The organism is Glycomyces mayteni, assembly GCF_042428885.1.
GTDB lineage: Bacteria > Actinomycetota > Actinomycetes > Mycobacteriales > Micromonosporaceae > Glycomyces > Glycomyces mayteni.
On the sequence record NZ_JBHMBP010000004.1, the window covers coordinates 959,004 to 981,575 of the forward strand.

Consider the following 22,572-nt stretch of genomic DNA (forward strand, 5'->3'; position numbering starts at 1 on the left):
CCATGGAATTCCGTCATCTCGGCCGCTCTGGCCTCGTTATCTCCGAACTGGTCTACGGCAACTGGATCACCCACGGCGGGCAGGTGGAGGAGGACGCCGCGATCGCGTGCGTGAACGCCGCCCTCGACGCCGGGATCACCACCTTCGACACCGCCGACGTGTACGCCCAGGGCGCCGCTGAAGAGGTCATCGGCCGGGCGCTCAAGGACCAGCGCCGCGACGGCATCGAGATCTTCACCAAGGTCTACTGGCCGATGGGCCCGGGCAAGAACGACCGCGGCCTGTCCGCGAAGCACATCAAGGAGTCGATCAACAACTCCCTGACGCGCCTCCAGACCGACCGCGTGGAGCTGTACCAGGCGCACCGCTGGGACGTGGAGACCCCGCTTGAGGAGACCATGCAGGCGTTCGCCGACGTGGTCCACTCCGGCAAGGCCCACTACATCGGCGTGTCCGAGTGGAACGCCGAGCAGATCCGCGCCGCGGCCGCGCTCGCCAAGGACCTGAAGATCCAGCTCGTGTCCTCGCAGCCGCAGTACTCGCTGCTGTGGCGGGTCATCGAGGAGGAGGTCGTCCCGGCCTCCGAGGAGCTGGGCATCGGCCAGATCGTGTGGTCCCCGCTGGCGGGCGGCGTGCTGTCGGGCAAGTACAAGCCGGGCCAGGCGGCCCCCGCGGGCTCGCGCGGCGCCGACCCGAAGTTCGGGCGGTTCGTCGAGGCGTGGCTCAAAAACGACGTGCTGGAGCGCGTGCAGCAGCTCGGCCCGATCGCCGAGGAGCTGGGCCTGACCATCGCGCAGCTCTCGCTCGCGTGGGTCCTCCAGAACTCGAACGTGTCCGCGGCGATCATCGGCGCGACCCGTCCCGAGCAGGTCGTGGAGAACGTCAAGGCCGTCGGCGTGAAGCTGCCCGAGGACGTCTACGCGAAGATCAACGAGCTGTTCGCGCCGGTGTCGGTCACCGACCCGAAGGAGACGACGGCGCCGAACCCGCGCGCGTGATCGCCTTTTCGACCAGCTGAGGATCGGCCGCATCGAACCATTCGATGCGGCCGTCCCTTTTGAACCAGGAGCGCTGGCGGCGCACGAACCGGCGGGTGCCCTGCGCGGTCAGCCGGAACGCCTCGTCCTCGTCGTACTCGCCCGCGAAGTGCGCGAGCACCTGCTGGTAGCCGAGGGCGCGGGAGGCGGTGCGGCCCTCGCGCAGGCCCTTGGATTCGAGGTCGCGGACCTCGTCGAGGAGCCCGGCGTCCCACATGGCCCGCACGCGGCGCTCGATGCGCTCGTCGAGGGCGGCCGTGTCGAGGTCCACGCCGATGCGGACGGCCTCGAAGTGGGCCTTGGGCTCGGGGAGCGAGGCGGTGAAGGAGCCGGTGAGCTCCACGACTTCGAGGGCGCGCACGACGCGGCGCCCGTTCGAGGGGAGGATCGCCTTCGCGGCCTCGGGGTCGCAGGCCCGGAGGCGCTCCCAGAGTGCGGCGGAGCCGTCGCGGTCGAGGTCGGCTTCGAGGCGGGCGCGGATCGCGGGGTCGGTGCCGGGGAAGTCCATCTCGTCGAGCGCGGCCTGCACGTACAGGCCGGAGCCGCCGACGAGGATCGGCCGGTTGCCGCGGGCGCGGATCTCGCCGATCGCCCCGCGGGCGAGGCGCTGGTAGGCGGCCACGTCGGCGGCCTCGGTGACGTCGAGGACGTCGAACACGTGGTGGGGGACGCCGCGGCGCTCGGCCGCGGTGATCTTCGCGGTGCCGATGTCCATGCCGCGGTAGAGCTGCATCGAGTCGGCGTTGACGACCTCCCCGCCCAGGGCCTCGGCGAGCGCGACCGACAGGGCGGTCTTCCCGGCCGCGGTGGGGCCTACGACGGCGATCACCGGCGGTTGTAGGGTTGGGTTGCCGCCGACTACGCTCCTCAATTGAATGACCCCCTCGGTTCGCGCGGCCCCCACCCGGCTGGCGGCGACCCGCCGACCACCGTAAGGTACGGGAAATACGTCCCTAAGTTCGTGTGAAGGATTTGAGATTACCGCGATGAGTGACCTCGGAGACTGGACCAGCTTCGGCCGCATCGACGCCGACGGCACGGTCTATGTGAAGACCTCCTCCGGCGAGCGCGCGGTCGGCTCCTGGCAGGCCGGCTCCACCGATGAGGGCCTCGCGCACTTCGCGCGCAAGTACGCCGACCTGGTGGTCGAGGTCGATCTCATCGCCGCCCGCCTGAACTCGGAGTCCGCCGACGTCGAGCAGGCCGCCTCGCAGCTGCGCAAGCTCCGCGAGGGCCTGGACACGGCCGCGGTGGTCGGGGACGTCGAGGGCCTGGCGACCCGCCTCGACGGCCTGTCGAAGCACGCCGAGGACAAGCTCGGCGAGTTCAAGGCCGCCAAGGAGACCGAGCGCGCCGAGGCCGTCGCCGCCAAGGAGGCCCTGGTGGCCGAGGCGGAGGACCTGGCGTCCCGCGACAGCCACTGGAAGGCGTCGGGGCAGCGCTTCAGCGAGATGATCGAGGAGTGGAAGGCGATCCACGGGGTCGACCGGAAGACCGATCAGAAGCTGTGGCGGCGCTTCTCCGCCGCGCGCGACACGTTCACGCGCCACCGCGGGGCCTACTTCTCGCAGCTCGATGCCGAGCGCAAGGTGATCGGCTCCAAGAAGGAGGAGCTGATCGCGCAGGCCGAGGCGCTGTCGACCTCCACGGACTGGGGACCCACGGCCGACGCGCTCAAGGGCCTCATGGCCGAGTGGAAGGACGCCGGGCGGCTCGCGCCCGACGCCGAGCAGAAGGCCTGGAAGCGGTTCCGGGCGGCGCAGGACGTCTTCTTCAACGCGCGCTCCGAGGTCTTCTCGGCCCGCGACGCTGAGCTGGAGGCGAACCAGGCCGCGAAGGAGGAGCTGCTCAAGCAGGCCGAGGCCCTCGACATCGAGGCCGACCCGAAGGCCGCGCAGAACGCGTTCCGCGACCTCCAGGCCGGGTGGCACGACATCGGCGCGGTCCCGCGCAAGAACCAGGCGAAGCTCCAGCGGCGCCTGCGGACCGTCGAGGACAAGCTCCGCGACGCGCTCGACACGGCGTGGCGCAAGGTCCCGGTCGAGGAGAACCCGCTGCTGCTCCAGATGCGCCAGCAGGTCGCCGAGGCCGAGGAGAAGCTCGCCCGCGCGAAGGCCGACGGGAACGCCGGCCGGATCAAGAAGGCGGAGTCGGACTTGGCTTCCAAAAAGCAGTTCCTGCAGCTTGCGGAAGGAACCAAGTAGCGCAGCCTGCAGTTGGCTGAGGGCTCGAAGTAGACGACCGCTGCCGTTTCCCCGGGGTTCGCTGGGACGCATGAGGGCGTTCGGCGACCCGTCGGGATAATGGAGCAGGGCTACGACGGCGTGGACCGCACCGGTCTGCGCCGTTCGCTTTGCCCGCAACCGACCATGTCCCCCAGACAGGAAGGCGGCATCATGTCGTTCAAGAGCACCGCGCTTGAATCGCTCCCCCACCAGTTCATCGACGCCGAGAAGGTCTTCAACCTCCGCGACGTGGGCGGCTGGGACGCCGCGGACGGGAAGAAGGTCAGGACCGGCCGGGTCTTCCGCTCCGACAACCTCGGGATGGTCACCGAAGCGGACGTGGACCTGCTGGTGAACCGGCTCGGCGTCCGCCACGTCATCGACCTGCGCCGCGCCGAGGAGTGGGAGGTGGCCGGGCGGTTCCCCGAGACCCCGGGCGTCGAGTTCCACCACTTCGAGCTGCTGCACGTCAGGTGGGAGGCCATCGGCCGCGAGTACCCCGAGGGCGCCGACGTCGTCCCGTTCCTGCGGCAGCGCTACTCGGGCATGTTCGAGTCGGGGTACCGGTCGGTGCGCGACTCGCTCGACGTGATCGCCTCCGGTGAGCCGGTCCTGTTCCACTGCATGGCCGGGAAGGACCGCACCGGCCTGGTCGCGGCCGCGCTCCTGTCGGTGCTCGGCGTCGACGAGGCCGACATCGCCGCGGACTACGCGCTCTCGAACGTCGGGATCGCCCGCTGGCGCGCGTGGCGGGACGCGAACCTCGGCAAGCCCGCCGCCGAGAGCGGCCTCACCACCCCGGCCGAGGCGATGGCCGCGACGATCGCGGAGATGAAGGAGCGCTTCGGGTCGATGCGGGACTATGTGCGGGCCACCGGGTTCGACCGGGCCGAGGCGCTGCGCGAGCAGCTCCTCCACTAGCAGCGGCGCGGGCGGGGCCCGGCCCCGCCCGCTCCTTACCGGTCGGCAGGTGGGAAATCGATTGCGGAATGTCGTAGGCCGCTCGTAGGTTTGAACAGTGGGCTCAGAGCGGTTGAAAACTCCAGAAGAATCCGACAATCCCCCCGAACGTCAGACGGCGCTGACGAACCTCTGGCGGATGAAGAAGTACCTCCATCCGTACCGGTACCGACTCGCACTGCTGTGGTCGATGGTGCTGCTGAACATCGTCTCCGGCCTCGCGATCCCGCCGCTCGTCGGCCGGGCCATCGACGGGCCGATCGCGCACAAGGACGTCGCCGCGCTGTGGGCGATCGTCGGCGCCATCGCCGTGCTCGGCCTCGCCGACGCGGTCCTCAACCTGGTGCGGCGCTACTTCCAGACCACCACCGCGATGGCCATCGAGGCCGACATCCGCGGCGCCCTGTACGAGCACCTCCAGGTGCTCCACACCGGGTTCCACGACCGGTGGCAGACCGGGCAGCTCCTCGCCCGCGTCACCTCCGACCTCGGCATGGTCCGGCGGTTCTTCGCCGGCGGCCTGGTCTTCGCGATCACCTCGATCGGCATGATCACCATCATCATGGGGCAGCTGCTGTTCATCGAATGGCGCCTGGCCCTCATCGTCGCGGCCTCCGCGGTCCCGCTGTTCCTCATCGGCCGCAAGTTCTTCCGCGAGTACCTCCCCGCGGCCCGGTCCGAGCAGGACCAGTCCGGCGAGGTCTCCAGCGCCGCCGAGGAGTCGGCGCTCGGCATCCGCGCCATCAAGGCGCTCGGGCGCGGCCCGCTCATGGCCGCCCGCTTCGAGAAGGAGGCCGAGGAGCTGCGGTCCCGCTCGATCTTCAAGAGCATGATCGCGTCCCGCTCCTGGTCGGGCTATGACGCCATCGCCACCGCCGCGGTCGGCGGCGTCCTCGTGCTCGGCTCGGTCATGGTCGCGAACGGCTCGATGTCCGTGGGCGACCTGACCGCGTTCATCATGCTGCAACTGGCGCTCCTGTGGCCGATCGAGGCCTCCGGCTGGGTCATGGCCCACGGCAACGAGGCCATGACGGCGGCCGACCGCGTCTACGACGTGTTCGACACCGAGCCGGCGATCAAGGACCGCCCGAACGCCAAGGTGATCGAGCGCGGCGAGGTCCGCGGCGAACTCGTCTTCGAGGGCGTGCGCTTCGCGTTCGAGGACGACACGAAGGAAGTGCTCGCCGGCGTCGACCTGCGCGTCAAGCCCGGCGAGACCGTCGCCATCGCGGGGAAGACCGGCTCGGGCAAGACCACGCTCGTGTCCCTGCCCTCGCGCCTGAACGACCCCACGGCCGGACGCATCCTCCTGGACGGCACCGACATCCGCGACCTCAAGCTGGAGAACCTCCGCTCGGTCGTGACCACCGCGTTCGAGGAGGCCACGCTCTTCTCCATGAGCGTGCGCGAGAACCTCGCCCTCGGCCGCCCCGGCGCGAGCGAAGCGGACCTCGAAGAGGCCGTGCGCGTCGCCCAGGCCGAGTTCGTCTACGACCTGCCCTACGGCCTCGACACCCGCATCGGCGAGCAGGGCCTGTCCCTGTCCGGCGGCCAGCGCCAGCGCCTCGCGCTCGCCCGCGCCGTCGTCGTGCGGCCCGCGGTGCTCGTCCTCGACGACCCGCTGTCGGCGCTCGACGTGCACACCGAGGAGCTCGTGGAGCGGGCCCTCGCGGAGGTCCTGCGCGACACGACCGCGCTGGTCGTGGTCCACCGGCCGTCCACGGTCGCCCTGGCCGACAAGGTGGCGCTGCTGCACGAGGGCCGGATCGCGGCGTTCGGGCGCCACTCCGACCTGATGGCGTCCAGTCCCGAGTACGTCGACGTGCTGTCGGCCGAGTCCGAGGAGGTTGCGGCGTGACCGTCACCGAGACCGAGAAGCCCGACAAGCACGCGGCGTGGCGCGGGCGCGCGGAGTCCGCGGAGGCGGACCGCACCAGCGCCGAAGTGGACGACGCGGAGTCGATCAAGGAGCTGCGGCTCAAGAGCCGCGCGCTGCTGGGCTGGATGATGCGCCCGCACAAGAAGGGCATCGCGTTCCTGTGCGCGATCCTGGTGGTGCAGAACTTCACGAGCATGGCGACGCCGCTGCTGGTCATGTTCGGGATCGACAACGCGATCCCGGCGATCTCCGAGCGCGGCGACTACTCGATGCTCATCGGGATCGGCGCGGTGTTCGCGGTCGTGTCGGTCCTGAAGTACGTGTGCGTGCGGCTGTACATCGCGCAGTCGGCGAAGGTCGGCAACGCGATGCTGTTCGCGCTGCGCGGCAGGGTGTTCCGCAAGTTCCAGGACCTGTCGGTGTCGTTCCACGAGCGGTTCACGTCGGGGCGCGTCACGGCCCGGCAGTCCTCGGACATGGAGTCGATCCGGGAGATGACGGAGAACGGCGTCGACGACCTGGTGCTCGCGGCGCTCAACGTCGTGACGATCACGATCGTGATGCTGGTGATCGACCCGCTGCTGGCGGCCGTGTCGCTGCTGACGTTCCCGCTGATGCTGATGCTGGGCCGGTGGTTCAGCCGGGTGTCGGCGGTGGCGTACCGGAAGGCGCGCGAGACCGTGGCGCTCCTGATCGTGTACTTCGTGGAGTCGATGGGCGGGGTGCGCGCGGTGCAGGCGTACCGGCGCGAGCCGCGCGACCGGGAGCTGTTCGCGGGCCTGAACACCGACAACCAGTTCGCGCAGGCGAAGGGGCACCAGCAGAACGCGTTCATGTCGGGCGGGATGCGCGGCATCGGGCACCTGGCGACGGTGGTGGTGCTGCTGTTCGGCGGCTGGCAGGTCATGCAGGGCAACACCGAGCTGGGTGTGCTGGCGGCGTTCCTGCTGTACATGAAGCGGTTCTTCGACCCGCTGAACGAGCTGGTGCAGTTCTACAACGTGCTCCAGTCGGCGACCTCGGCGCTGGAGAAGCTCTCGGGCGTCCTGGACGAGCCGGTGGAGGTGCCCGAGCCCTTGGAGCCCAAGGCGATCGCGTCGCCTCGCGGCGAGCTGCGGTTCGACGCGGTGGAGTTCCGGTACCGGGAGGACCAGGTGGTCCTGCCGGGTCTGGACCTGCGCGTCCCGGGCGGGCAGACGCTCGCGCTGGTGGGCGCGACGGGCGCGGGGAAGACGACGATCGCGAAGCTGGTGAGCCGGTTCTACGACCCGGGTTCGGGTTCGGTGTCGCTCGACGGCGTGGACCTGCGGGACCTGTCGGAGGCGGACCTGCGCGGGAACATCGTCATGATCACGCAGGAGAACTTCCTGTTCAACGGCACGATCGCGGAGAACATCGAGCTGGGCATGCCGGGCGCGCCGCGGGAGCGGATCGTGGAGGCGGCCAAGGTGGTCGGGGCGCACGAGTTCATCGACGCGCTGCCGGACGGGTACGACACGCACGTGCGCAAGCGCGGCGGGCGCCTGTCGGCGGGCCAGCGGCAGCTCGTGGTGTTCGCGCGGGCGTTCCTGGCGGACCCGCGGGTGCTGATCCTGGACGAGGCCACCTCGTCCCTGGACATCCCGTCCGAGCGCCTGGTGCAGCGGGCCCTGCGCACGATCCTGGCCGACCGCACGGCGATCATCATCGCCCACCGCCTCTCCACTGTGGAGATCGCGGACCGCGTCCTGGTCCTGGAGCACGGCCGCATCATCGAGGACGGCCGCCCCGACGAGCTCATCGACCACGGCGGCGAGTACGCGACCCTCCACCGCCAGTGGGAGGACTCGCTCGTGTAAGCGCGCGCCAGGGGCCGGGCCTTCGGCCCGGCCCTGCGGCGTGTCCGGCTCAGCGCGCGCTGACGATGTAGTAGTCGATCCAGCCGTTCTCGTAGCAGCGCAGCCAGTTGCGGCCCCAGGAGTCGCGGAACTCGGTCTGGGACATCCAGCGGTCGAACTGACGCCAGACGTGGTCGCCGACGGGTTCGACGGCGACGTGGGCGAATCCGGCGGCGTCGAGGTCGGCGGCGAAGGCGGTGGCGGGGCGGAGGACGTCGATGCCGGAGGCGACGGTCTCCAGGAGATCGGCGAGGGGGCGGTCCGCGGCGGCGTCGGTGGTGAAGAACGTGGCGGCGGCGAAGTGGCCGCCGGGGCGCAGGACCCGGTGCGCCTCGCGGGCGACGGCGGCGAGGTCGTCGACGTGCTGGAGGGCCTCGACGGAGTAGAGGCCGTCGAAGGAGTCGGCGGGGAAGGGGAGGTCGGTGACCGAGCCCTCCTGGAACTCCAGGCGGCCCGAGAGCAGTTCCAGCGCTTCGGCGTTGACGTCGGCGGCGCGGGCGAGCTGGGCCTTGGAGCGGTCGAGGCCGGTGGTGTAGGCGGCGTACTCGCGGGCGACGAGCGCGGTGCCGACGCCGATGCCGCAGCCGAGTTCGAGCAGCTGCGCGCCCGGGGGCGTGGGGAGGCGCGCGAGGACCCGGCGGTAGAGCTCGGCCTGGCTGGCGGTGCGCTCGGCGAGGGTGAGGTCGCGGCCCGGGTCGATCTCGTCCCAGTACCCGTAGTTGATGAAGGACCCGGAGAAGAGCGTCAGCGAGCCCAGGTCCAGCTCCCCGTACATCTGGTCCCGCTTGGCCTGTACGTCGATTTCCTGTTCCATCGCCCGATTCTGGCACGGGCGGCGGCGGCGCGGATCATGCGCCGGGTCAGCACGACCCGCAGCCGGGGGCCTCCTGCTGCGGAAGGGCCTTGCGGCCGATCGAGGGCATGCCGAGGCTGACGCCGGGGAGCTTCGTGGCCTTGCCGGAGGCCCACGCGTCGCCCGCGCGGGTCGCGCGGTGCGACAGGACCGGGCCGTCGGCGACGAGGTGGTGCGGGGCGCCGTAGGTGATCGCGGTGGTGATGACGTCGCCGGGGCGCACGCCCTCGGCGTTGCCGCACGCGTCCGTTTCGGAAGGGGTGACGTTGAAGTGGACGAGGCGGCCGTCGCGGGCGCGGCCGGAGAGGCGGCCGGTGGCCTCGTCCTTGCGGCCGTCCCCGGCGGTCACCAGGACCTCGACCTCGGCGCCTTCGAGCTTGCGGTTCTCCTCCCAGGAGACGCGCTCCTGGAGGGCCACGAGCCGCTCGTACCGCTCCTGCACGACGGCCTTGGGGATCTGGCCGTCCATGGTCGCGGCGGGCGTGCCGGGGCGGATCGAGTACTGGAACGTGAAGGCGCTGGAGAAGCGGGCCTTCTCGACCACGTCGAGGGTGGCCTGGAAGTCCTCCTCGGTCTCGCCGGGGAAGCCCACGATGATGTCGGTGGTGATCGCCGCGTCGGGCATGGCCGCGCGGACCTTGTCGAGGATCTCCAGGTACTTGCCGGAGCGGTAGGACCGGCGCATCTCCTTGAGGACGCGGTCGGAGCCGGACTGGAGCGGCATGTGCAGCGAGTGGCACACGTTCGGGGTCTCGGCCATCGCGCTGATGACGTCGTCGGTGAAGTTCTTCGGGTGCGGGCTGGTGAAGCGCACCCGCTCCAGGCCCTCGATCTCGCCGCACGCGCGCAGGAGCTTCCCGAAGGCGAGCTTGTCGCCGAACTCGACGCCGTAGGTGTTCACGTTCTGGCCCAGGAGGGTCACCTCGGAGACGCCCTCGGCCGCCAGCGCGCCGACCTCGGCGAGGATCTCGCCGGGGCGGCGGTCCTTCTCCTTGCCGCGCAGCGAGGGCACGATGCAGAACGTACAGGTGTTGTTGCAGCCCACGGAGATCGACACCCACCCGGAGTAGGTGGACTCGCGCTTGGTCGGCAGCGTCGAGGGGAAGGTCTCCAGGGACTCCAGGATCTCGACCTCGGCGGCCCGGTTGTGGCGGGCGCGCTCCAGCAGGACCGGGAGCGAGCCGATGTTGTGCGTGCCGAAGACCGCGTCGACCCAGGGGGCGCGCTTGACGATCTCGCCGCGGTCCTTCTGCGCCAGGCAGCCGCCGACGGCGATCTGCATGTCGGGGTTGGCGCGCTTCGCGGGCGCGAGGTGGCTCAGGTTGCCGTACAGCTTGTTGTCGGCGTTCTCGCGGACCGCGCAGGTGTTGAAGACGACGAGGTCCGGGGCGGACTCCCCCTCGACCGGGACGTAGCCCGCCGCTTCGAGCAGGCCCCCGATGCGCTCGGAGTCGTGCACGTTCATCTGGCAGCCGTACGTCTTCACCTGGTACGTCTTCACACCGTTCGCAACCACTCCCCCAGGATAGACGCGAGGCGCGTCACACGATCAGGGCCGGGAGCGCGACGGGCCAGTGACGCTCCGCTGTCGTCAGACCGCCCACAGTGCACTGTCGTTCGTCCGCCTGTTCACAACCTTTCACAGAGTGCGCGATGTTCACCCTGATTGTTCACGGTAAAGCCCGCTAGTCGCCCAAACTTATCCTTGTCCGGTCTTGTGCGGCTCTCACCGTCCTTATAAGGTGGCCTGCGTGCCGCCTGATCCCCCACGAGACGGTGGCTTCCCCACCAAAGACCCCACGAGCCTCTCTCATCATCATTTCCATTCAAGGAAGAACATGCGCCTCAAATCCACCACCGGCGCGGCTCTGGCCGCCGCCGCACTGCTCGCGACCGGTGCCTGTGTCTCAGACGACACGAACCAAGCCTCCTCCGACAGCGCCCTCTCCGGCTCGGGCACGGGAGCGGACTGCACCATCGACGAGACCGTCAAGATCGGCGCCGTCTTCAGCCTCACCGAGGCAGCCGCATTCGCCGGCACCTACCAGCAAGAAGGCCTCGCGATGGGCTTCGAGGAGCTCAACGCCGCCGGGGGCATCACCTACGAGGTGATCCAGGAGGACGACAAGACCAGCGTCGAGGACTCCGTGGCCGCCTTCGGGAAGCTCATCGACCGCGACGAGGTGAGCGCCATCGTCGGCCCGACCCTCTCGAACATGGCCTTCACGACCTACACCGACGCCGAGAGCGCCGGCGTGCCCGCGCTGGGCGTCTCGACCACCGCCGAGGGCATCCCGGAGATGGGCGACTACATCTTCCGCGCCTCGCTGCCCGAGGAGGTCGCCCTCGCCGCGTCCATCCCGGCCGCCAAGGAGGCCCTGGGCCTCGCCAAGGTCGCCGTCCTCTACGACAACGCCGACGAGTTCACCACCTCCGCGGCCAACACGATCAAGGACGTCCTCACCGACGAGGGCATCGAGATCGTCGCCGAGGAGACCTTCGAGACCGCCGACACCGACTTCGCGGCGCAGCTCACCTCCGTGCTCGAAGCCGAGCCCGACGCCGTCATCCTCTCGGCCCTGCCCGGCGCGACCGTCCCGCTCGTGAAGCAGGCCCGCAACCTGGGCATCGAGGCCCCCATCGTCGGCGGCAACGCCTTCAACTCCCCGGTCCTGGTCGGCGCGCTCGAAGACGCCTCCGAGGGCCTGATCGTGGGCGGCGCGTGGAGCGCCGCCGCCGACACCACCGGCAACGCCGAGTTCATCGCCAACTACACCGAGAAGTACGGCCGCGCGCCCGACCAGTTCGCCGCCCAGGCCTACACCGCCGCGTACCTCCTCGACCAGGCGATCCGCGCCGACTGCGACGCGAACCGCGAGGCCATCAAGGACAACCTCGGCCAGATCCTCGAATACGACTCCATCCTCGGCCCGATCTCGATCGACGAGAACGGCGAGGTCACCCAGGAGGCCGTCGTCCAGATCGTCCACGACGGCGCCTTCACCCTGCTGTAACCGCCTCGCCCCGGCGAGTCCCCGTCCCCATCCCCGTACAGGAATCCAGACATGCTGCAACAGTTGGCGAACGGCGTGTTCGCAGGCTCGATCTACGCGCTCTTCGCGATCGGCTTCACGCTCGTGTTCGGCGTGCTCCGACACCTGAACCTCGCCCATCCGGCGGTGTTCACGGCCGGCGCGTTCGTCGGCATCGAGGTCGCGGCGCGGACCGCGATCCCGATCTGGATCCTGTTCCCGGTGGTGGCCCTGTTCGGGGCGCTCGCCGGGGTCCTGGTGGAGCGCATCGCGTTCCGGCCGCTGCGCGGCCGCGACGACGAGCACTTCGCCGGCCTCATCTCCTCCGTCGCGCTCGGCGGCATCGTCATCGCGCTCCTCCAGGCGCGGTACGGCACCGACCCGCAGCACTTCGCGGCGGACTACTTCCCCAACCGGCTCTTCGAGGTCGCCGGCGTCAGGGTCACCCTGACGCAGCTGGTGACGCTCGGCCTCGCGCTGGTCCTCATGCTCGGCCTCGCGTGGCTCGTCTCGGCGACCTCGCTGGGCCGGTCCATGCGGGCCGTCGCGGAGAACCCGACCGCGGCGAAGGTCCTCGGCGTCAACGTGGGGCGGGTGACCGCCGGGACGTACGCGCTCTCGTCGGCGCTCGGCACCGTCGCCGGGGCCCTCCTCGCGCTCAACCTCGGGCAGGCCGGGCGCGACCTCGGCGCCTCGATCGAGCTGGTCGGATTCGCGGTGATCATCCTCGGCGGCCTCGGCTCATTGTGGGGCGCCATGGCCGCCGGGGTGGTCCTCGGCATCGCCGAGGCCCTGACCATCCACCTGTTCGACTCCACGTGGAAGAGCATGGTCGCGTTCGCGCTGCTCTTCGCCGTGCTCGTGCTGCGCCCGCGGGGCCTGTTCGGCCACGTCAAGGTCAGGGAGGTCTGATGCTCGCCGGATACGAGGCCCTCATCACCACGATCGCGCTCGGCGCGATCCTCGCCTACTCGTTCCACGTGGTCCTCATGGCCGGGCAGCTCAGCCTCGGCCAGGCCGGGTTCGCGTCCCTCGCGGCCTACGTCTCCACGCTGGTCGTCCCCACCGAGCCCATCGCCGGGTCGATCTCCCCCGTCCTCGTCGGCCTCCCCGCCGGGGCGGTCGTCGGCGCCGCCGCCGCGTTCGTCGTCGGCCTGCCCGTGCTGCGCCTGCGCGGGGTCTTCCTCGCCATCGCGACCATCGCCTCCGCCGAGATGATCCGCGTGTTCATCAACAACGCGGAGTGGACGAACGGCGCGCTCGGCATGCGCCTGGAACGCTGGGTCACCTTCGACTTCGCGTGGGCCGTCGTCGCGGTCCTCGCGTACCTGTTCTGGCGCCTCGGGCCCTCCCGCTCGGGCCGCGCGTTCGCCGCCGTCCGCGAGGACGAGCTCGCCGCCGGGTCCATGGGCGTGGACGTCGCCCGCACCCGCATGGCCTCGTTCGTCGCCTCCGGCGCCATCGCGGGCGTCTACGGCGTCATGTTCGCCTACTTCTTCGGGCGCATCACGCCCGTCTCGTTCGACTTCAGCCTCACCGTCAACGGCCTCGTCACCGCCGTCCTCGGCGGCTACCTCGTGTTCTTCGGACCCATCCTCGGCGCCGGATTCCTCTGGGCCGTACCGGAAGTGCAGAACCTGCTGGGCCTCGAAGCGGGCTGGATCCACCCGCTCGTCACCGGCGTGCTCCTGCTCGCGGTGATCCTGTTCCTCCCCGGCGGCCTCTCGACCCTGTTCGCGCGCCTGCGCCGCGCGCCCGAGCGGCCCGGCCCCGACTACGCCCCGCTCGACGCCCTCGACCCGCTCCCCGACCCCGGGACGCCCCTCGCCTCCGTGACCGGCCTCGCCAAGACCTACGGCGCTGTCAAGGCCGTGCGCGGCGTCGACCTGGAGATCCGCGCCGGAGAGGTCCTCGGCGTCATCGGCCCCAACGGCGCCGGGAAGACCACCCTCGTCAACATGGTCTCCGGCCTCGAACCCCCCACGGCCGGAGAGGGAACCGTCCTCGGCGTCCCGATCGGCTCGCGGCCACACCGCTTCGCGCAGGCCGGGGTGAGCCGGACCTTCCAGCACTCCAAGCTGTTCGAGCGCCTCACCGTCCTGGAGAACGTCCTCGTCGGCACGCACGTCGTCAGCCGCCCCACCTACCTGCGCCGCCTCCTGTGGCTCCCCTCGGCCCGCCGCGACGAGCGCCGCGCCCTCGCCCTCGCCTGGGCCCAGCTCGAACGCGTCGGCCTCGCCGAGCGCGCCGGCGTGCGCCCCGGGGCGCTCTCCTACGGCGACCGCCGCCGCCTGGAGATCGCCCGCGCCCTCGCCGCCCACCCGACCCTGCTCATCCTCGACGAGCCGGCCGCGGGCATGAACCACGTCGAGGCCGCCGAACTCGCCGCACTCATCCGCGGCCTCGCCGACGACGGCGTCACCGTCCTGTTCATCGAGCACAACGTGAAGATGGTCCTCGAAGCCTGCACCCGCCTCGTCGTCCTCGACTTCGGCGAGGTCATCGCCGAGGGCGAGCCGCGCGAGGTCGCCGCCGACCCGCGGGTCATCGAGGCGTACCTGGGCACCGAGGCAGAGCACGAGGAGTCCGAACATGTCTGAACCGATCCTCGAAGTCGAGTCGCTCAAGGTCGCCTACGGGCGCGTGCAGGCCGTCAGAGACGTGTCCTTCAGCGTTCCCGAAGGCGGCCTCCTCGCGCTCGTGGGCGCCAACGGCGCGGGCAAGAGCTCCGTGCTCGCCGCCGCCTCCGGCCTCGTCCGGCCCTCCTCGGGCCGCATCCGCTTCCAAGGCGAGGACGTCACCCGCCGCCCCGCGCACCGCCGCGTCGCCGCCGGGCTCGTCCTCGTCCCCGAGGGCCGCCAGATCCTCGGCACCCTCAGCGTCGCCGAGAACCTGCTCCTCGGCGCCCACCGGCGCCGCCGCCTCGCGGCCCCCGAATCCGAGATGTACGACCTGTTCCCCGTCCTGGCCGAGCGGCGGGCCCTGCCCGCCGGATCGCTGTCCGGCGGCGAGCAGCAGATGCTGGCGATCGCCCGCGCGATGATCGCCAGGCCGAGGGTCGTCCTCCTGGACGAACCCTCGATGGGGCTGGCCCCCAAGATGGTCGACGAAGTGTTCACGGTCATCGAGAAGATCCGCGCCTCGGGCGTGACCGTCGTGCTGGTCGAGCAGAACGCCCGCCGGGCGCTGCGCGCGGCCGACACCGGACACGTCCTGGAGACCGGGGAGATCGCCCACAGCGGCCCCGCCTCCGAACTCCTGCAAGACCCCCGAGTCGTGAAAGCCTATCTGGGCGTCGAATAGCGCCGGCGCCCGCCGAAGGAACCCCTGAGATGAACGATGAGCTAGCCGAGTCCCCGCCGTCGCAGTCCAAGCGGCGCCAGCGCGGCGGTCCCTGGTCCCGCATGAGAATCCGGACCAAACTGACGATCATGCTGCTCGTCCCGGCGCTCACCCTGGCCGGGATGGTAGCGCTCCGTCTCGTCGAGTCCGCCGACGAGGCCCAGGACATCGGGGCGACCGCCGACGCGGTCGAACTCGCCCGCGACGTCAACGACGTGATCGTCGCGATCCAGGCCGAGCGCAAGGACGCCGCCAGGCTCGTGTACCAGGAGCAGACCGGCGTCACCGACGTCGAGTCGATCCAGAACTCCTTCAGCGGCAACGAGACCGACACCGGCGACGCGCTCGAATCGCTCGCCGCGACCCGCGCCGCCCTCGACCTGGACGCCGAGTCCGAGTCGCTCCTCCACCGCGCCGACGCGCCCCTGGAGCGGCTCGGCATCGCCCGCGAGGCCGTCCACGACGGCTCCGTCGCCGCAGTCCACCTCACGGTGTACAACTCGGTCGTCTCGCGCCTGGCGGCCGTCCTCGACCACGCCGTCGACCTGGCCGGGACCTCCGAGCTGACCCGGATCGTGCGCACCGCGGCGCTCCTGTCCGCCATCGACGAGTCCTCCGAGCAGATCCGCATGCTCGTGCTCTCGCTGGAGGACGGCAAGCCGCTCGCGGGCAAGCACCGGACCTTCATGCGGCTCACCGCCGCCCGCGAGGAGTCGCTCGCCGAGTACCGGCGCATCGCGGCCCAGACCGACCCCGACGCCGCCGTCTTCGAGGTGGGCGGCCTCGGCGCGGGCGACGCCCGCGAGGCCAACGCGTTCGAGAGCACCATCGCCGGGTCCCGCTCCGACGAGGAGCAGGAGGTCGAGCACTACGCGCTCATGGCCGCCTACGACGCCCGGCACGCCGCGACCGCCGAGCTCGTGGGCGCCTCGCTCGACGAGGCGACCGCCGAGGCGCAGGCCGTCAGCGCCGCCGCGATCCGAAGGCTCGCCACGGAATCGATCATCGCGATCGTGGCGCTGGCCATCGCGTTCCTCATCGCGTTCACGATCGGCCGCTCGGTCACGCGGGGTCTGCGCGACCTTTCGGGCTCGGCCCGGCAGATCGCCATGGTCGACCTCCCGCAGGCCGTCAAGCGCGTCGACCAGCAGCAGGGCCTGGGCGGGCTCAGCCCGTTCGAGTACGCCGCCCGCACGACCCCGCCGATGGCGGTGCGCGGCGACGACGAGCTCAGCGAGGTCGGCGAGGCGTTCAACATCGTCCACCGCGAGGCCATCCGCGTCTCGGCGCAGCAGGCCCTCCTGCGGTACCACGTCGGCGCGATCTTCGTGCGCCTTGCCCGCCGCGGCCACTCGCTCACCGGGCGGCTCACCGCCGAACTCGACGCGGCCGAGCAGAACGAGCAGGACCCCGAGCGCCTCCAGCGGCTGTTCCGCCTGGACCACCTCGCCTCGCTCATCGGGCGCGCGAACGACTCCCTGCTGGTCCTCGGCGGCTCCTCGGCCGCGAAGGTCCGCACCACCGACGCCTCGCTCGACGACGTGCTCATCGCGGCCCAGAGCCGCATCGAGTACTACACGCGCATCGAGGCCGCCGCCGACGAGGGCGCGTGGGTCAAGGCCGACCACGTGGACGACGTCGTGCAGCTCCTCGCCGAGCTCATGGACAACGCCACCCGCTACTCCGAGTCCGCCGCCGAGATCACCGCCCGGGTCCTGACCGGGAAGGTCATCATCCAGGTGCGCGACCACGGCATCGGCATCGAGCCGGACCGGATGGAGCGGTTCAACGACCGCCTCCGCCGCGACACCCCGGTGGACCTGGAGGCCATGCAGGCCATGGGGCTCACCGTGGTCGGGTTCCTCGCGGGGCGCCACGGCATCGAGGTCGAGCTGCGGCCGTCGATCGGCGGCGGCGTCGTCGCCGAGATCGCCGTGCCCGGCACGCTGCTGTCGTTCACGCCGCCGCCGCGCAGCCAGCGCCAGGCGAGCCTGACGGGCGGGACCGCCGGGGCCCGGACCGTCCCGCTGCCGCGCCCGCGGCGCAACGCCCCGCTGTTCGGCCGCCCCGACGGCGCCGACGCCCCGCCCGCCGCCCAGGTGCCGGGGCAGCGCCAGCCCGCCAAGCACGTTGCGCCCGAACCGAAGGCGCTGCCCGCGGGTCCGAGCCCGCGTGTCTCCGCTGTGGACGATACCCGTCCGCTCCCGGTACTCTCCTCCTCGACGACGGCCGTGCTCTCCGAGCTCCCGGAGATCAAGTTCGACGTGACCGTGGTGCACGCCGACCCGTCCCTGCGGGCCGGTCACGCACTCCCCCAACCGAAGAAGCCCCCCACCTTCGGGCCGAACGGCCTGCCGCGGCGGGACCCGATGACGAATCTGGTCCCGGGCGCGGTCGCCCCCAGCCCGGGTCAGGACGGGATGGTCATCGAGCGCAATCCCCGGAGCATCGGCGCGACGTACTCCGCGTACGCCCGCGGCCTTTCGAGCAGCAGGACCGCTGGACCCCAAAATGAGAAATGACCCGGAGAACGATCATGAACACCACTAGTGCGCAACTGGACTTCCTTCTCAACGACTTCGTCGGCCGGGTGCCCCACGTGACGCACGTGATCGCCGTGGCCGCGGACGGGTTGCTCATCGCCTCGAACAACACGCTGCCGCGCGATGAGGCCGAGCGCCTGTCGGCCATCGCGTCCGGTCTGACGAGCCTCCTCGCCGGTGCGGCCCGGTCGCTCCAGGCCGACCCCGTGATCTCGAACCTGACGGAGATGAACGGCGGCTTCATGTTCTCGATGTCGGTGTCGAGCGGCGCGAGCATCCTCGCGCTCGCCGGCCTCAACTGCGACATCGGCCAGGTGGGCCACGAGCTCGCCAACCTCATCAACCAGGTCGGCCCGGCCCTCACCCCGGCCGCCCGCCAGGTCTACGCCGCCCAGTACCAGCAGCAGCGCTGACCTTCCTCCCGCACGCCCGCGGTCATGCAGATCGCACTTGCAAGAAGGGGCCGGGAGCCGCTGAGCGGCTCCCGGCCCCTGCCGGTGGTTCAGGCGGGTTCGGTGGTCCCGGGCGGTCGGAGGACGCCGATGTCGGTCTGGACGAAGTCGTCGCCGACGCACAGGACCGGCCAGTCGAGTTCGGCGGCGACGCCGTAGACGATGCAGTCGCCGAAGTTCAGTTTCGCGGGGTGCCGCCCTTTGCCGAACCGGCGCCATGATTCGAGTGCGCGTTCGGCCGACTTGGCCGTCACATCGACGATGTCGATCTCGGCGTCGCGGGCGAACCGGGCGGCGATCCCGGTCTCGCGCGGGCCGAAGCGGGACTCCAGGACCATGCTCAGCTCAAGATAGGTCGCCGCGGGCATGACCGCCGCGGTCGTCTGCGCGAGCGCGTCGGCGAGCCAGTCGGCGCCGGGCTCGTCGCTCAGGACGGCGACGGCGGCGGAGGTGTCCACCACGAGGAAGTCGGCGTCGGTCACGTGGGGAGGCCGTTCTCGTCGTATCCGAGGATCTCGTCGGGGGCGCGGTCGTCGACGACCGGCGCCTGCCGCAGCTCGGCCCGCAGTGCGTCGAGCCGGTGGCGGATGCGCCGGGAGCGCGCGCCCTGCGTCTGCCGCTCCAGCCGTTCGCGGATCGCGGTCTCCACGGCCTCGGTCAGGGACTCGCCGGTGGCCGCGACCAGTTCGCGCGCGAGCTGATCGGCCGCCGGGCTCTTGATGCTCAGTGCCATGTCCGCCATTCTACCTTTCTTTCTAGAAAGGTAGAAGCGGTTCTGGGGGCGAGGTCCCGGAACGGCAGGGGCCGGGAGCCGCTCAGGGCATGAGGTCGCGCATCTTCTTGCCGACCTCTTCGAGCTGGTTGTCGGTCTGGACGGCCTGGAGCTTCTTGAAGTTCTCGCGCTTCTCGGACTCGGCGACCCACTCCTTGGCGAAGGTGCCGTCCTGGATCTCGCCGAGGATGCGCTTCATCTCCTTGCGGGTGTCGTCGTTGATGATGCGCGAGCCGCGGGAGACGCCGCCGTACTCGGCGGTGTCGGAGACGGAGTACCACATGTTGGTAAGGCCGCCCTCGTAGATCATGTCCACGATGAGCTTGAGCTCGTGCAGGCACTCGAAGTAGGCGGCCTCGGGCGCGTAGCCCGCTTCCACCAGGGTCTCGAAGCCGGCGCGGATGAGCTCGGCGGTGCCGCCGCAGAGGACGACCTGCTCGCCGAACAGGTCGGTCTCGGTCTCCTCCTTGAAGGTGGTCTTGAGGACGCCGGCGCGGGTGCCGCCGATGGCCTTCGCGTAGGAGAGCGCGACGGCCTGGGTGTCGCCGGACGGGTCCTGCTCGACCGCGACGAGGGCGGGGACGCCCTTGCCGTCGACGAACTGGCGGCGGACCATGTGGCCCGGGCCCTTCGGGGCGACCATGGCGACGTTGACGTCCGCGGGGGCCTGGATCAGGTCGTAGCGGATGTTGAAGCCGTGGCCGAAGAACAGGGAGTTCCCGGCGGACAGGTTCGGCGCGATCTCGTCGGCGTACAGCTTGGCCTGCACGGTGTCGGGGACGAGGATCATGATGACGTCGGCCCACGCGGCGGCCTCGGCCGGGGTGAGCACCTTCAGGCCCGCCTCCTCGGCCTTGGGGCGGGACTTCGACCCTTCCTGGAGGCCGATGACGACCTCGACGCCGGAGTCCCGCAGGCTCAGCGAGTGGGCGTGGCCCTGCGAGCCGTAGCCGAGGACGGCGACCTTCTTGCCCTGGATGAGGGCCAGGTCGGCGTCGTCGTCGTAGAACACTTCAGCGGACATGCAAATGCTTCCTTCTTGACTAGCTATTCGGTGAGACGTAGCGCGACAGCGAGGCCATCGATTTGGCCCCCCGCCCGAGTGCGACCGTCCCCGACTGGACGAGCTCCTTGATCCCGAACGGCTCCAGGACTTCCAGGAACGCCTCGATCTTGTCGTGGTTCCCGGTGACCTCGAAGGTGACCGTGTCGGGTGTGACGTCGACCGAGCGGGCCTTGAACAGCTCGGCGGCGGCGATCACCTGGCCGCGGGTGGCGGCATCGGCGCGGACCTTCACCAGCAGCAGTTCGCGCTGCACGGAGGAGCCCGCTTCCAGTTCCACGATCTTGAGGACGTGGACGAGCTTGTTGAGCTGCTTGGTGACCTGCTCCAGCGAGCCCGCCTCGACGTCCACCACGATGGTGATGCGGCTGACGCCGGGGTGCTCGGTCAGTCCGACGGCGAGGGACTCGATGTTGAACCCGCGCCGGGAGAACAGCGCGGAGACGCGGGCGAGGACGCCCGGCTTGTTCTCCACGAGCACGGAGAGCGTGTGCTTGCTCATCATCTAGATCTCCCCCTCGTCGTCGAAGTTCGGGCGCACGTCGCGCGCGTAGAGGATCTCGTCGTTGGAGACCCCCGCGGGGACCATCGGCCACACCATGGCGTCGGGGCCGACGGTGAAGTCGACGACGACGGGCCGGTCGTTGATCGCGTTGGCCTGGGCGATGACCGCGTCCACTTCCTCGGCCGTCTCGGCGCGCAGGCCGACGCAGCCGAGGGCCTCGGCGAGCTTCACGAAGTCGGGGATGCGCGGGGACGCCTCGGAGTGGTGCGTCGACAGGTTCGTGTTGGAGTACCGCTTGTCGTAGAACAGGGTCTGCCACTGGCGCACCATGCCGAGGTTGCCGTTGTTGATGACGGCGACCTTGATCGGGATGCCCTCGACCGCGCAGGTCGCGAGCTCCTGGTTGGTCATCTGGAAGCACCCGTCGCCGTCCACGGCCCACACGGTGCGGTCCATCTCGCCGAGCTTGGCGCCCATGGCCGCCGGAACGGCGAAGCCCATGGTGCCCAGGCCGCCCGAGTTGAGGAACGTGCCGGGGGCCTCGTACTTGATGAACTGGGAGGCCCACATCTGGTGCTGGCCGACGCCCGCGGTCCAGATGGTGTCCTCGGGGGCGAGCTCGCCGAGGCGCTGGATGACCCACTGGGGGGTCAGCAGCCCGTCGTCGATGTCGGTGTAGCCCAAGGGATACCGGCCGCGCAGGTCGTCGAGGGTCTCCCACCAGGTCTTCAGGCGCTCCTTGCCCGGGTCCGCGTAGGCCTCGGTCATGGCGGCGATCGCGGCCTGGCAGTCGCCCACGATCGGGACGTCCACTTCGCGGTTCTTGCCGATCTCGGCGGGGTCGATGTCGACGTGGACGATCTTCGCCTCGGGCGCGAACGTGTCGAGCTTGCCGGTGACGCGGTCGTCGAAGCGCGCGCCCAGGGCGACGATGAGGTCGGACTTCTGGAGCGCGTGGACGGCGGGCACCGTGCCGTGCATCCCGGGCATGCCCAGGTGCTGCGGGTGCGAGTCGGGGAAGGCGCCGCGGGCCATCAGCGTGGTGATGACGGGCGCGCCGGTCAGCTCGGCGAGCTCGCGCAGCTCGGCGTGGGCGCCGGACTTGACGACGCCGCCGCCGACGTAGAGCACGGGGCGCCTGGCCTCGGCGATGAGCGCGGCGGCCTCGCGGATCTGCTTGCCGTGCGGCTGCGTCGTGGGCCGGTAGCCCGGCAGGTCCATCTTGGGCGGCCACACGAACGGCGCGGTGCCCGAGAGGATGTCCTTGGGGATGTCGACCAGGACGGGCCCGGGGCGGCCGGTGGCGGCCACGTGGAACGCCTCGGCGAGCACGCGCGGGATCTCCTCGCCGGTGGTCACCAGGTACGAGTGCTTGGTGATCGGCATGGTGATGCCGACGATGTCGGCCTCCTGGAACGCGTCCGTGCCGATCGCCGTGGAGGCGACCTGGCCGGTGATGGCGACGATCGGGACCGAGTCCATGTGGGCGTCGGCGAGCGGGGTCACCAGGTTGGTCGCGCCGGGCCCGGAGGTGGCCATGCACACGCCGACCCTGCCGGTGGCGAGTGCGTAGCCCTGGGCGGCGTGGCCGGCGCCCTGCTCGTGGCGGACGAGGATGTGGCGCACCTTCTCGGAGTCCAGGAGCGGGTCGTAGGCCGGGAGGATCGCGCCGCCCGGGATGCCGAAGACCGCTTCGACCTCAAGCTCTTCGAGGGCGCGGACGACGGCCTGCGCCCCGGTGAGGACGGGCGCGGCGGCGGGAGCGCCGAGCGGGGGTGCGGGCCTGGGTGCCTTCGGCCTCGCGGGCTGAGCTTTGGCAGCCTGCGTCCCTGCCGTTTTGGCCTGCGGCCCTGGCTTGGGTGCCTTCACTGGTGTGCTCATGTCCTTCGTCCAATAGGGAGATGTGGCTGGTTCGACATGCTGCGTCGTTCCCCGGGCAGAAAAAATCGCCCGCGTGCTAGGACGCACGGGGCGAGCGCACCGTCAGAGAACGACGGTGCGCTAGGTAAGTACTACGACGAGCGGCCGGGCG

The 22,572-nt window shown here is 70.7% G+C and carries 19 protein-coding genes; 11 read left to right on the forward strand and 8 right to left on the reverse strand.

Annotated features, from left to right (window positions below; genetic code table 11):
- Positions 1 to 2 precede the first annotated feature (2 nt).
- The gene (locus ACFFXY_RS19765; protein WP_382354492.1) at positions 3 to 998 is read left to right on the forward strand and encodes an aldo/keto reductase family protein; all 996 of its coding nucleotides are present in this window, start codon (positions 3 to 5) and stop codon (positions 996 to 998) included.
- Here the strand turns inward: ACFFXY_RS19765 and miaA are convergent.
- Positions 955 to 1,941 (reverse strand): tRNA (adenosine(37)-N6)-dimethylallyltransferase MiaA, encoded by a 987-nt coding sequence (gene miaA, locus ACFFXY_RS19770; RefSeq protein ID WP_382354495.1) that lies wholly within the window; start codon positions 1,939 to 1,941, stop codon positions 955 to 957. The two genes, ACFFXY_RS19765 and miaA, sit on opposite strands and share 44 nt — an antisense overlap.
- Before the next feature lie 82 nt (positions 1,942 to 2,023).
- Between miaA and ACFFXY_RS19775 the strand changes: the two genes are divergently transcribed.
- The 4 genes from ACFFXY_RS19775 (at position 2,024) to ACFFXY_RS19790 (ending at position 7,939) form a co-directional block, all read left to right on the forward strand.
- A complete protein-coding gene (locus ACFFXY_RS19775; RefSeq protein WP_382354498.1) occupies positions 2,024 to 3,241 on the forward strand; it encodes a DUF349 domain-containing protein in 1,218 nt (405 codons plus the stop codon).
- Between the two features lie 192 nt (positions 3,242 to 3,433).
- Entirely contained in the window at positions 3,434 to 4,183 is a 750-nt protein-coding gene (locus ACFFXY_RS19780) for a tyrosine-protein phosphatase (RefSeq protein WP_382354500.1), read from the forward strand.
- 178 nt (positions 4,184 to 4,361) lie between these two features.
- A complete protein-coding gene (locus ACFFXY_RS19785) occupies positions 4,362 to 6,080 on the forward strand; it encodes an ABC transporter ATP-binding protein (RefSeq protein ID WP_382354503.1) in 1,719 nt (572 codons plus the stop codon).
- Positions 6,077 to 7,939, forward strand: coding sequence for an ABC transporter ATP-binding protein (locus ACFFXY_RS19790; protein ID WP_382354506.1), 1,863 nt, complete (start codon positions 6,077 to 6,079; stop codon positions 7,937 to 7,939). The genes ACFFXY_RS19785 and ACFFXY_RS19790 overlap by 4 nt, the downstream gene beginning before the upstream one ends.
- Before the next feature lie 49 nt (positions 7,940 to 7,988).
- Here the strand turns inward: ACFFXY_RS19790 and ACFFXY_RS19795 are convergent, their stop codons facing one another.
- Positions 7,989 to 8,792 (reverse strand): class I SAM-dependent methyltransferase, encoded by an 804-nt coding sequence (locus tag ACFFXY_RS19795; RefSeq protein ID WP_382354508.1) that lies wholly within the window; start codon positions 8,790 to 8,792, stop codon positions 7,989 to 7,991.
- A 46-nt stretch (positions 8,793 to 8,838) separates the two neighbouring features.
- Entirely contained in the window at positions 8,839 to 10,347 is a 1,509-nt protein-coding gene (miaB, locus tag ACFFXY_RS19800; RefSeq protein WP_382354511.1) for a tRNA (N6-isopentenyl adenosine(37)-C2)-methylthiotransferase MiaB, read from the reverse strand.
- Between the two features lie 322 nt (positions 10,348 to 10,669).
- Here miaB and ACFFXY_RS19805 point away from each other — a divergent pair, with 322 nt between their 5' ends.
- From ACFFXY_RS19805 to ACFFXY_RS19830, 6 genes are read left to right on the forward strand one after another with little or no spacing between them, the layout of a single operon-like run.
- A complete protein-coding gene (locus tag ACFFXY_RS19805) occupies positions 10,670 to 11,845 on the forward strand; it encodes an ABC transporter substrate-binding protein (RefSeq protein WP_382354514.1) in 1,176 nt (391 codons plus the stop codon).
- Between the two features lie 51 nt (positions 11,846 to 11,896).
- Positions 11,897 to 12,775 (forward strand): branched-chain amino acid ABC transporter permease, encoded by an 879-nt coding sequence (locus ACFFXY_RS19810; RefSeq protein WP_382354517.1) that lies wholly within the window; start codon positions 11,897 to 11,899, stop codon positions 12,773 to 12,775.
- Complete coding sequence (locus tag ACFFXY_RS19815; protein WP_382354520.1) at positions 12,775 to 14,463, forward strand: branched-chain amino acid ABC transporter ATP-binding protein/permease; 1,689 nt, start codon at positions 12,775 to 12,777, stop codon at positions 14,461 to 14,463. Before ACFFXY_RS19810 ends, ACFFXY_RS19815 begins: the two co-directional genes overlap by 1 nt.
- Positions 14,456 to 15,166: an ABC transporter ATP-binding protein gene (locus ACFFXY_RS19820; protein WP_382354523.1), complete on the forward strand. Its 711-nt coding sequence runs from the start codon at positions 14,456 to 14,458 to the stop codon at positions 15,164 to 15,166. The genes ACFFXY_RS19815 and ACFFXY_RS19820 overlap by 8 nt, the downstream gene beginning before the upstream one ends.
- Positions 15,167 to 15,195: 29 nt before the next feature.
- Positions 15,196 to 17,727 (forward strand): sensor histidine kinase, encoded by a 2,532-nt coding sequence (locus ACFFXY_RS19825; RefSeq protein WP_382354526.1) that lies wholly within the window; start codon positions 15,196 to 15,198, stop codon positions 17,725 to 17,727.
- Positions 17,728 to 17,741: 14 nt separating this feature from the next.
- On the forward strand, positions 17,742 to 18,161 hold the full coding sequence (locus ACFFXY_RS19830; RefSeq protein WP_382354528.1) for a roadblock/LC7 domain-containing protein: 420 nt from the start codon (positions 17,742 to 17,744) through the stop codon (positions 18,159 to 18,161).
- Positions 18,162 to 18,250: 89 nt separating this feature from the next.
- Here ACFFXY_RS19830 and ACFFXY_RS19835 read toward each other — a convergent pair whose 3' ends face one another.
- The 5 genes from ACFFXY_RS19835 to ACFFXY_RS19855 form a co-directional block, all read right to left on the reverse strand.
- Positions 18,251 to 18,682 (reverse strand): type II toxin-antitoxin system VapC family toxin, encoded by a 432-nt coding sequence (locus tag ACFFXY_RS19835; RefSeq protein WP_382354531.1) that lies wholly within the window; start codon positions 18,680 to 18,682, stop codon positions 18,251 to 18,253.
- Complete coding sequence (locus ACFFXY_RS19840; protein WP_382354534.1) at positions 18,679 to 18,933, reverse strand: type II toxin-antitoxin system VapB family antitoxin; 255 nt, start codon at positions 18,931 to 18,933, stop codon at positions 18,679 to 18,681. The genes ACFFXY_RS19835 and ACFFXY_RS19840 overlap by 4 nt, the downstream gene beginning before the upstream one ends.
- Positions 18,934 to 19,015: 82 nt before the next feature.
- Positions 19,016 to 19,996, reverse strand: coding sequence for a ketol-acid reductoisomerase (ilvC, locus tag ACFFXY_RS19845; protein ID WP_382354537.1), 981 nt, complete (start codon positions 19,994 to 19,996; stop codon positions 19,016 to 19,018).
- A gap of 19 nt (positions 19,997 to 20,015) precedes the next feature.
- Positions 20,016 to 20,537: an acetolactate synthase small subunit gene (gene ilvN / locus ACFFXY_RS19850; protein WP_359948678.1), complete on the reverse strand. Its 522-nt coding sequence runs from the start codon at positions 20,535 to 20,537 to the stop codon at positions 20,016 to 20,018.
- Positions 20,538 to 20,540: 3 nt separating this feature from the next.
- Positions 20,541 to 22,421: an acetolactate synthase large subunit gene (locus tag ACFFXY_RS19855; protein WP_382354540.1), complete on the reverse strand. Its 1,881-nt coding sequence runs from the start codon at positions 22,419 to 22,421 to the stop codon at positions 20,541 to 20,543.
- Between the last annotated feature and the right edge of the window lie 151 nt (positions 22,422 to 22,572).

Excerpts from the sequence above, each read along its gene's own strand:
- ACFFXY_RS19765 (WP_382354492.1), top strand. The coding sequence starts at position 3 with ATGGAATTCCGTCATCTCGGCCGCTCTGGCCTCGTTATCTCCGAACTG.
- ACFFXY_RS19775 (WP_382354498.1), top strand. The coding sequence starts at position 2,024 with ATGAGTGACCTCGGAGACTGGACCAGCTTCGGCCGCATCGACGCCGAC.
- ACFFXY_RS19780 (WP_382354500.1), top strand. The coding sequence starts at position 3,434 with ATGTCGTTCAAGAGCACCGCGCTTGAATCGCTCCCCCACCAGTTCATC.
- ACFFXY_RS19785 (WP_382354503.1), top strand. The coding sequence starts at position 4,362 with ATGAAGAAGTACCTCCATCCGTACCGGTACCGACTCGCACTGCTGTGG.
- ACFFXY_RS19795 (WP_382354508.1), bottom strand. The coding sequence starts at position 8,792 with ATGGAACAGGAAATCGACGTACAGGCCAAGCGGGACCAGATGTACGGG.
- ACFFXY_RS19805 (WP_382354514.1), top strand. The coding sequence starts at position 10,670 with ATGCGCCTCAAATCCACCACCGGCGCGGCTCTGGCCGCCGCCGCACTG.
- ACFFXY_RS19810 (WP_382354517.1), top strand. The coding sequence starts at position 11,897 with ATGCTGCAACAGTTGGCGAACGGCGTGTTCGCAGGCTCGATCTACGCG.
- ACFFXY_RS19815 (WP_382354520.1), top strand. The coding sequence starts at position 12,775 with ATGCTCGCCGGATACGAGGCCCTCATCACCACGATCGCGCTCGGCGCG.
- ACFFXY_RS19820 (WP_382354523.1), top strand. The coding sequence starts at position 14,456 with ATGTCTGAACCGATCCTCGAAGTCGAGTCGCTCAAGGTCGCCTACGGG.
- ACFFXY_RS19825 (WP_382354526.1), top strand. The coding sequence starts at position 15,196 with ATGAACGATGAGCTAGCCGAGTCCCCGCCGTCGCAGTCCAAGCGGCGC.
- ACFFXY_RS19830 (WP_382354528.1), top strand. The coding sequence starts at position 17,742 with ATGAACACCACTAGTGCGCAACTGGACTTCCTTCTCAACGACTTCGTC.
- ACFFXY_RS19840 (WP_382354534.1), bottom strand. The coding sequence starts at position 18,933 with ATGGCACTGAGCATCAAGAGCCCGGCGGCCGATCAGCTCGCGCGCGAA.
- ilvC (WP_382354537.1), bottom strand. The coding sequence starts at position 19,996 with ATGTCCGCTGAAGTGTTCTACGACGACGACGCCGACCTGGCCCTCATC.
- ilvN (WP_359948678.1), bottom strand. The coding sequence starts at position 20,537 with ATGAGCAAGCACACGCTCTCCGTGCTCGTGGAGAACAAGCCGGGCGTC.
- ACFFXY_RS19855 (WP_382354540.1), bottom strand. The coding sequence starts at position 22,421 with ATGAGCACACCAGTGAAGGCACCCAAGCCAGGGCCGCAGGCCAAAACG.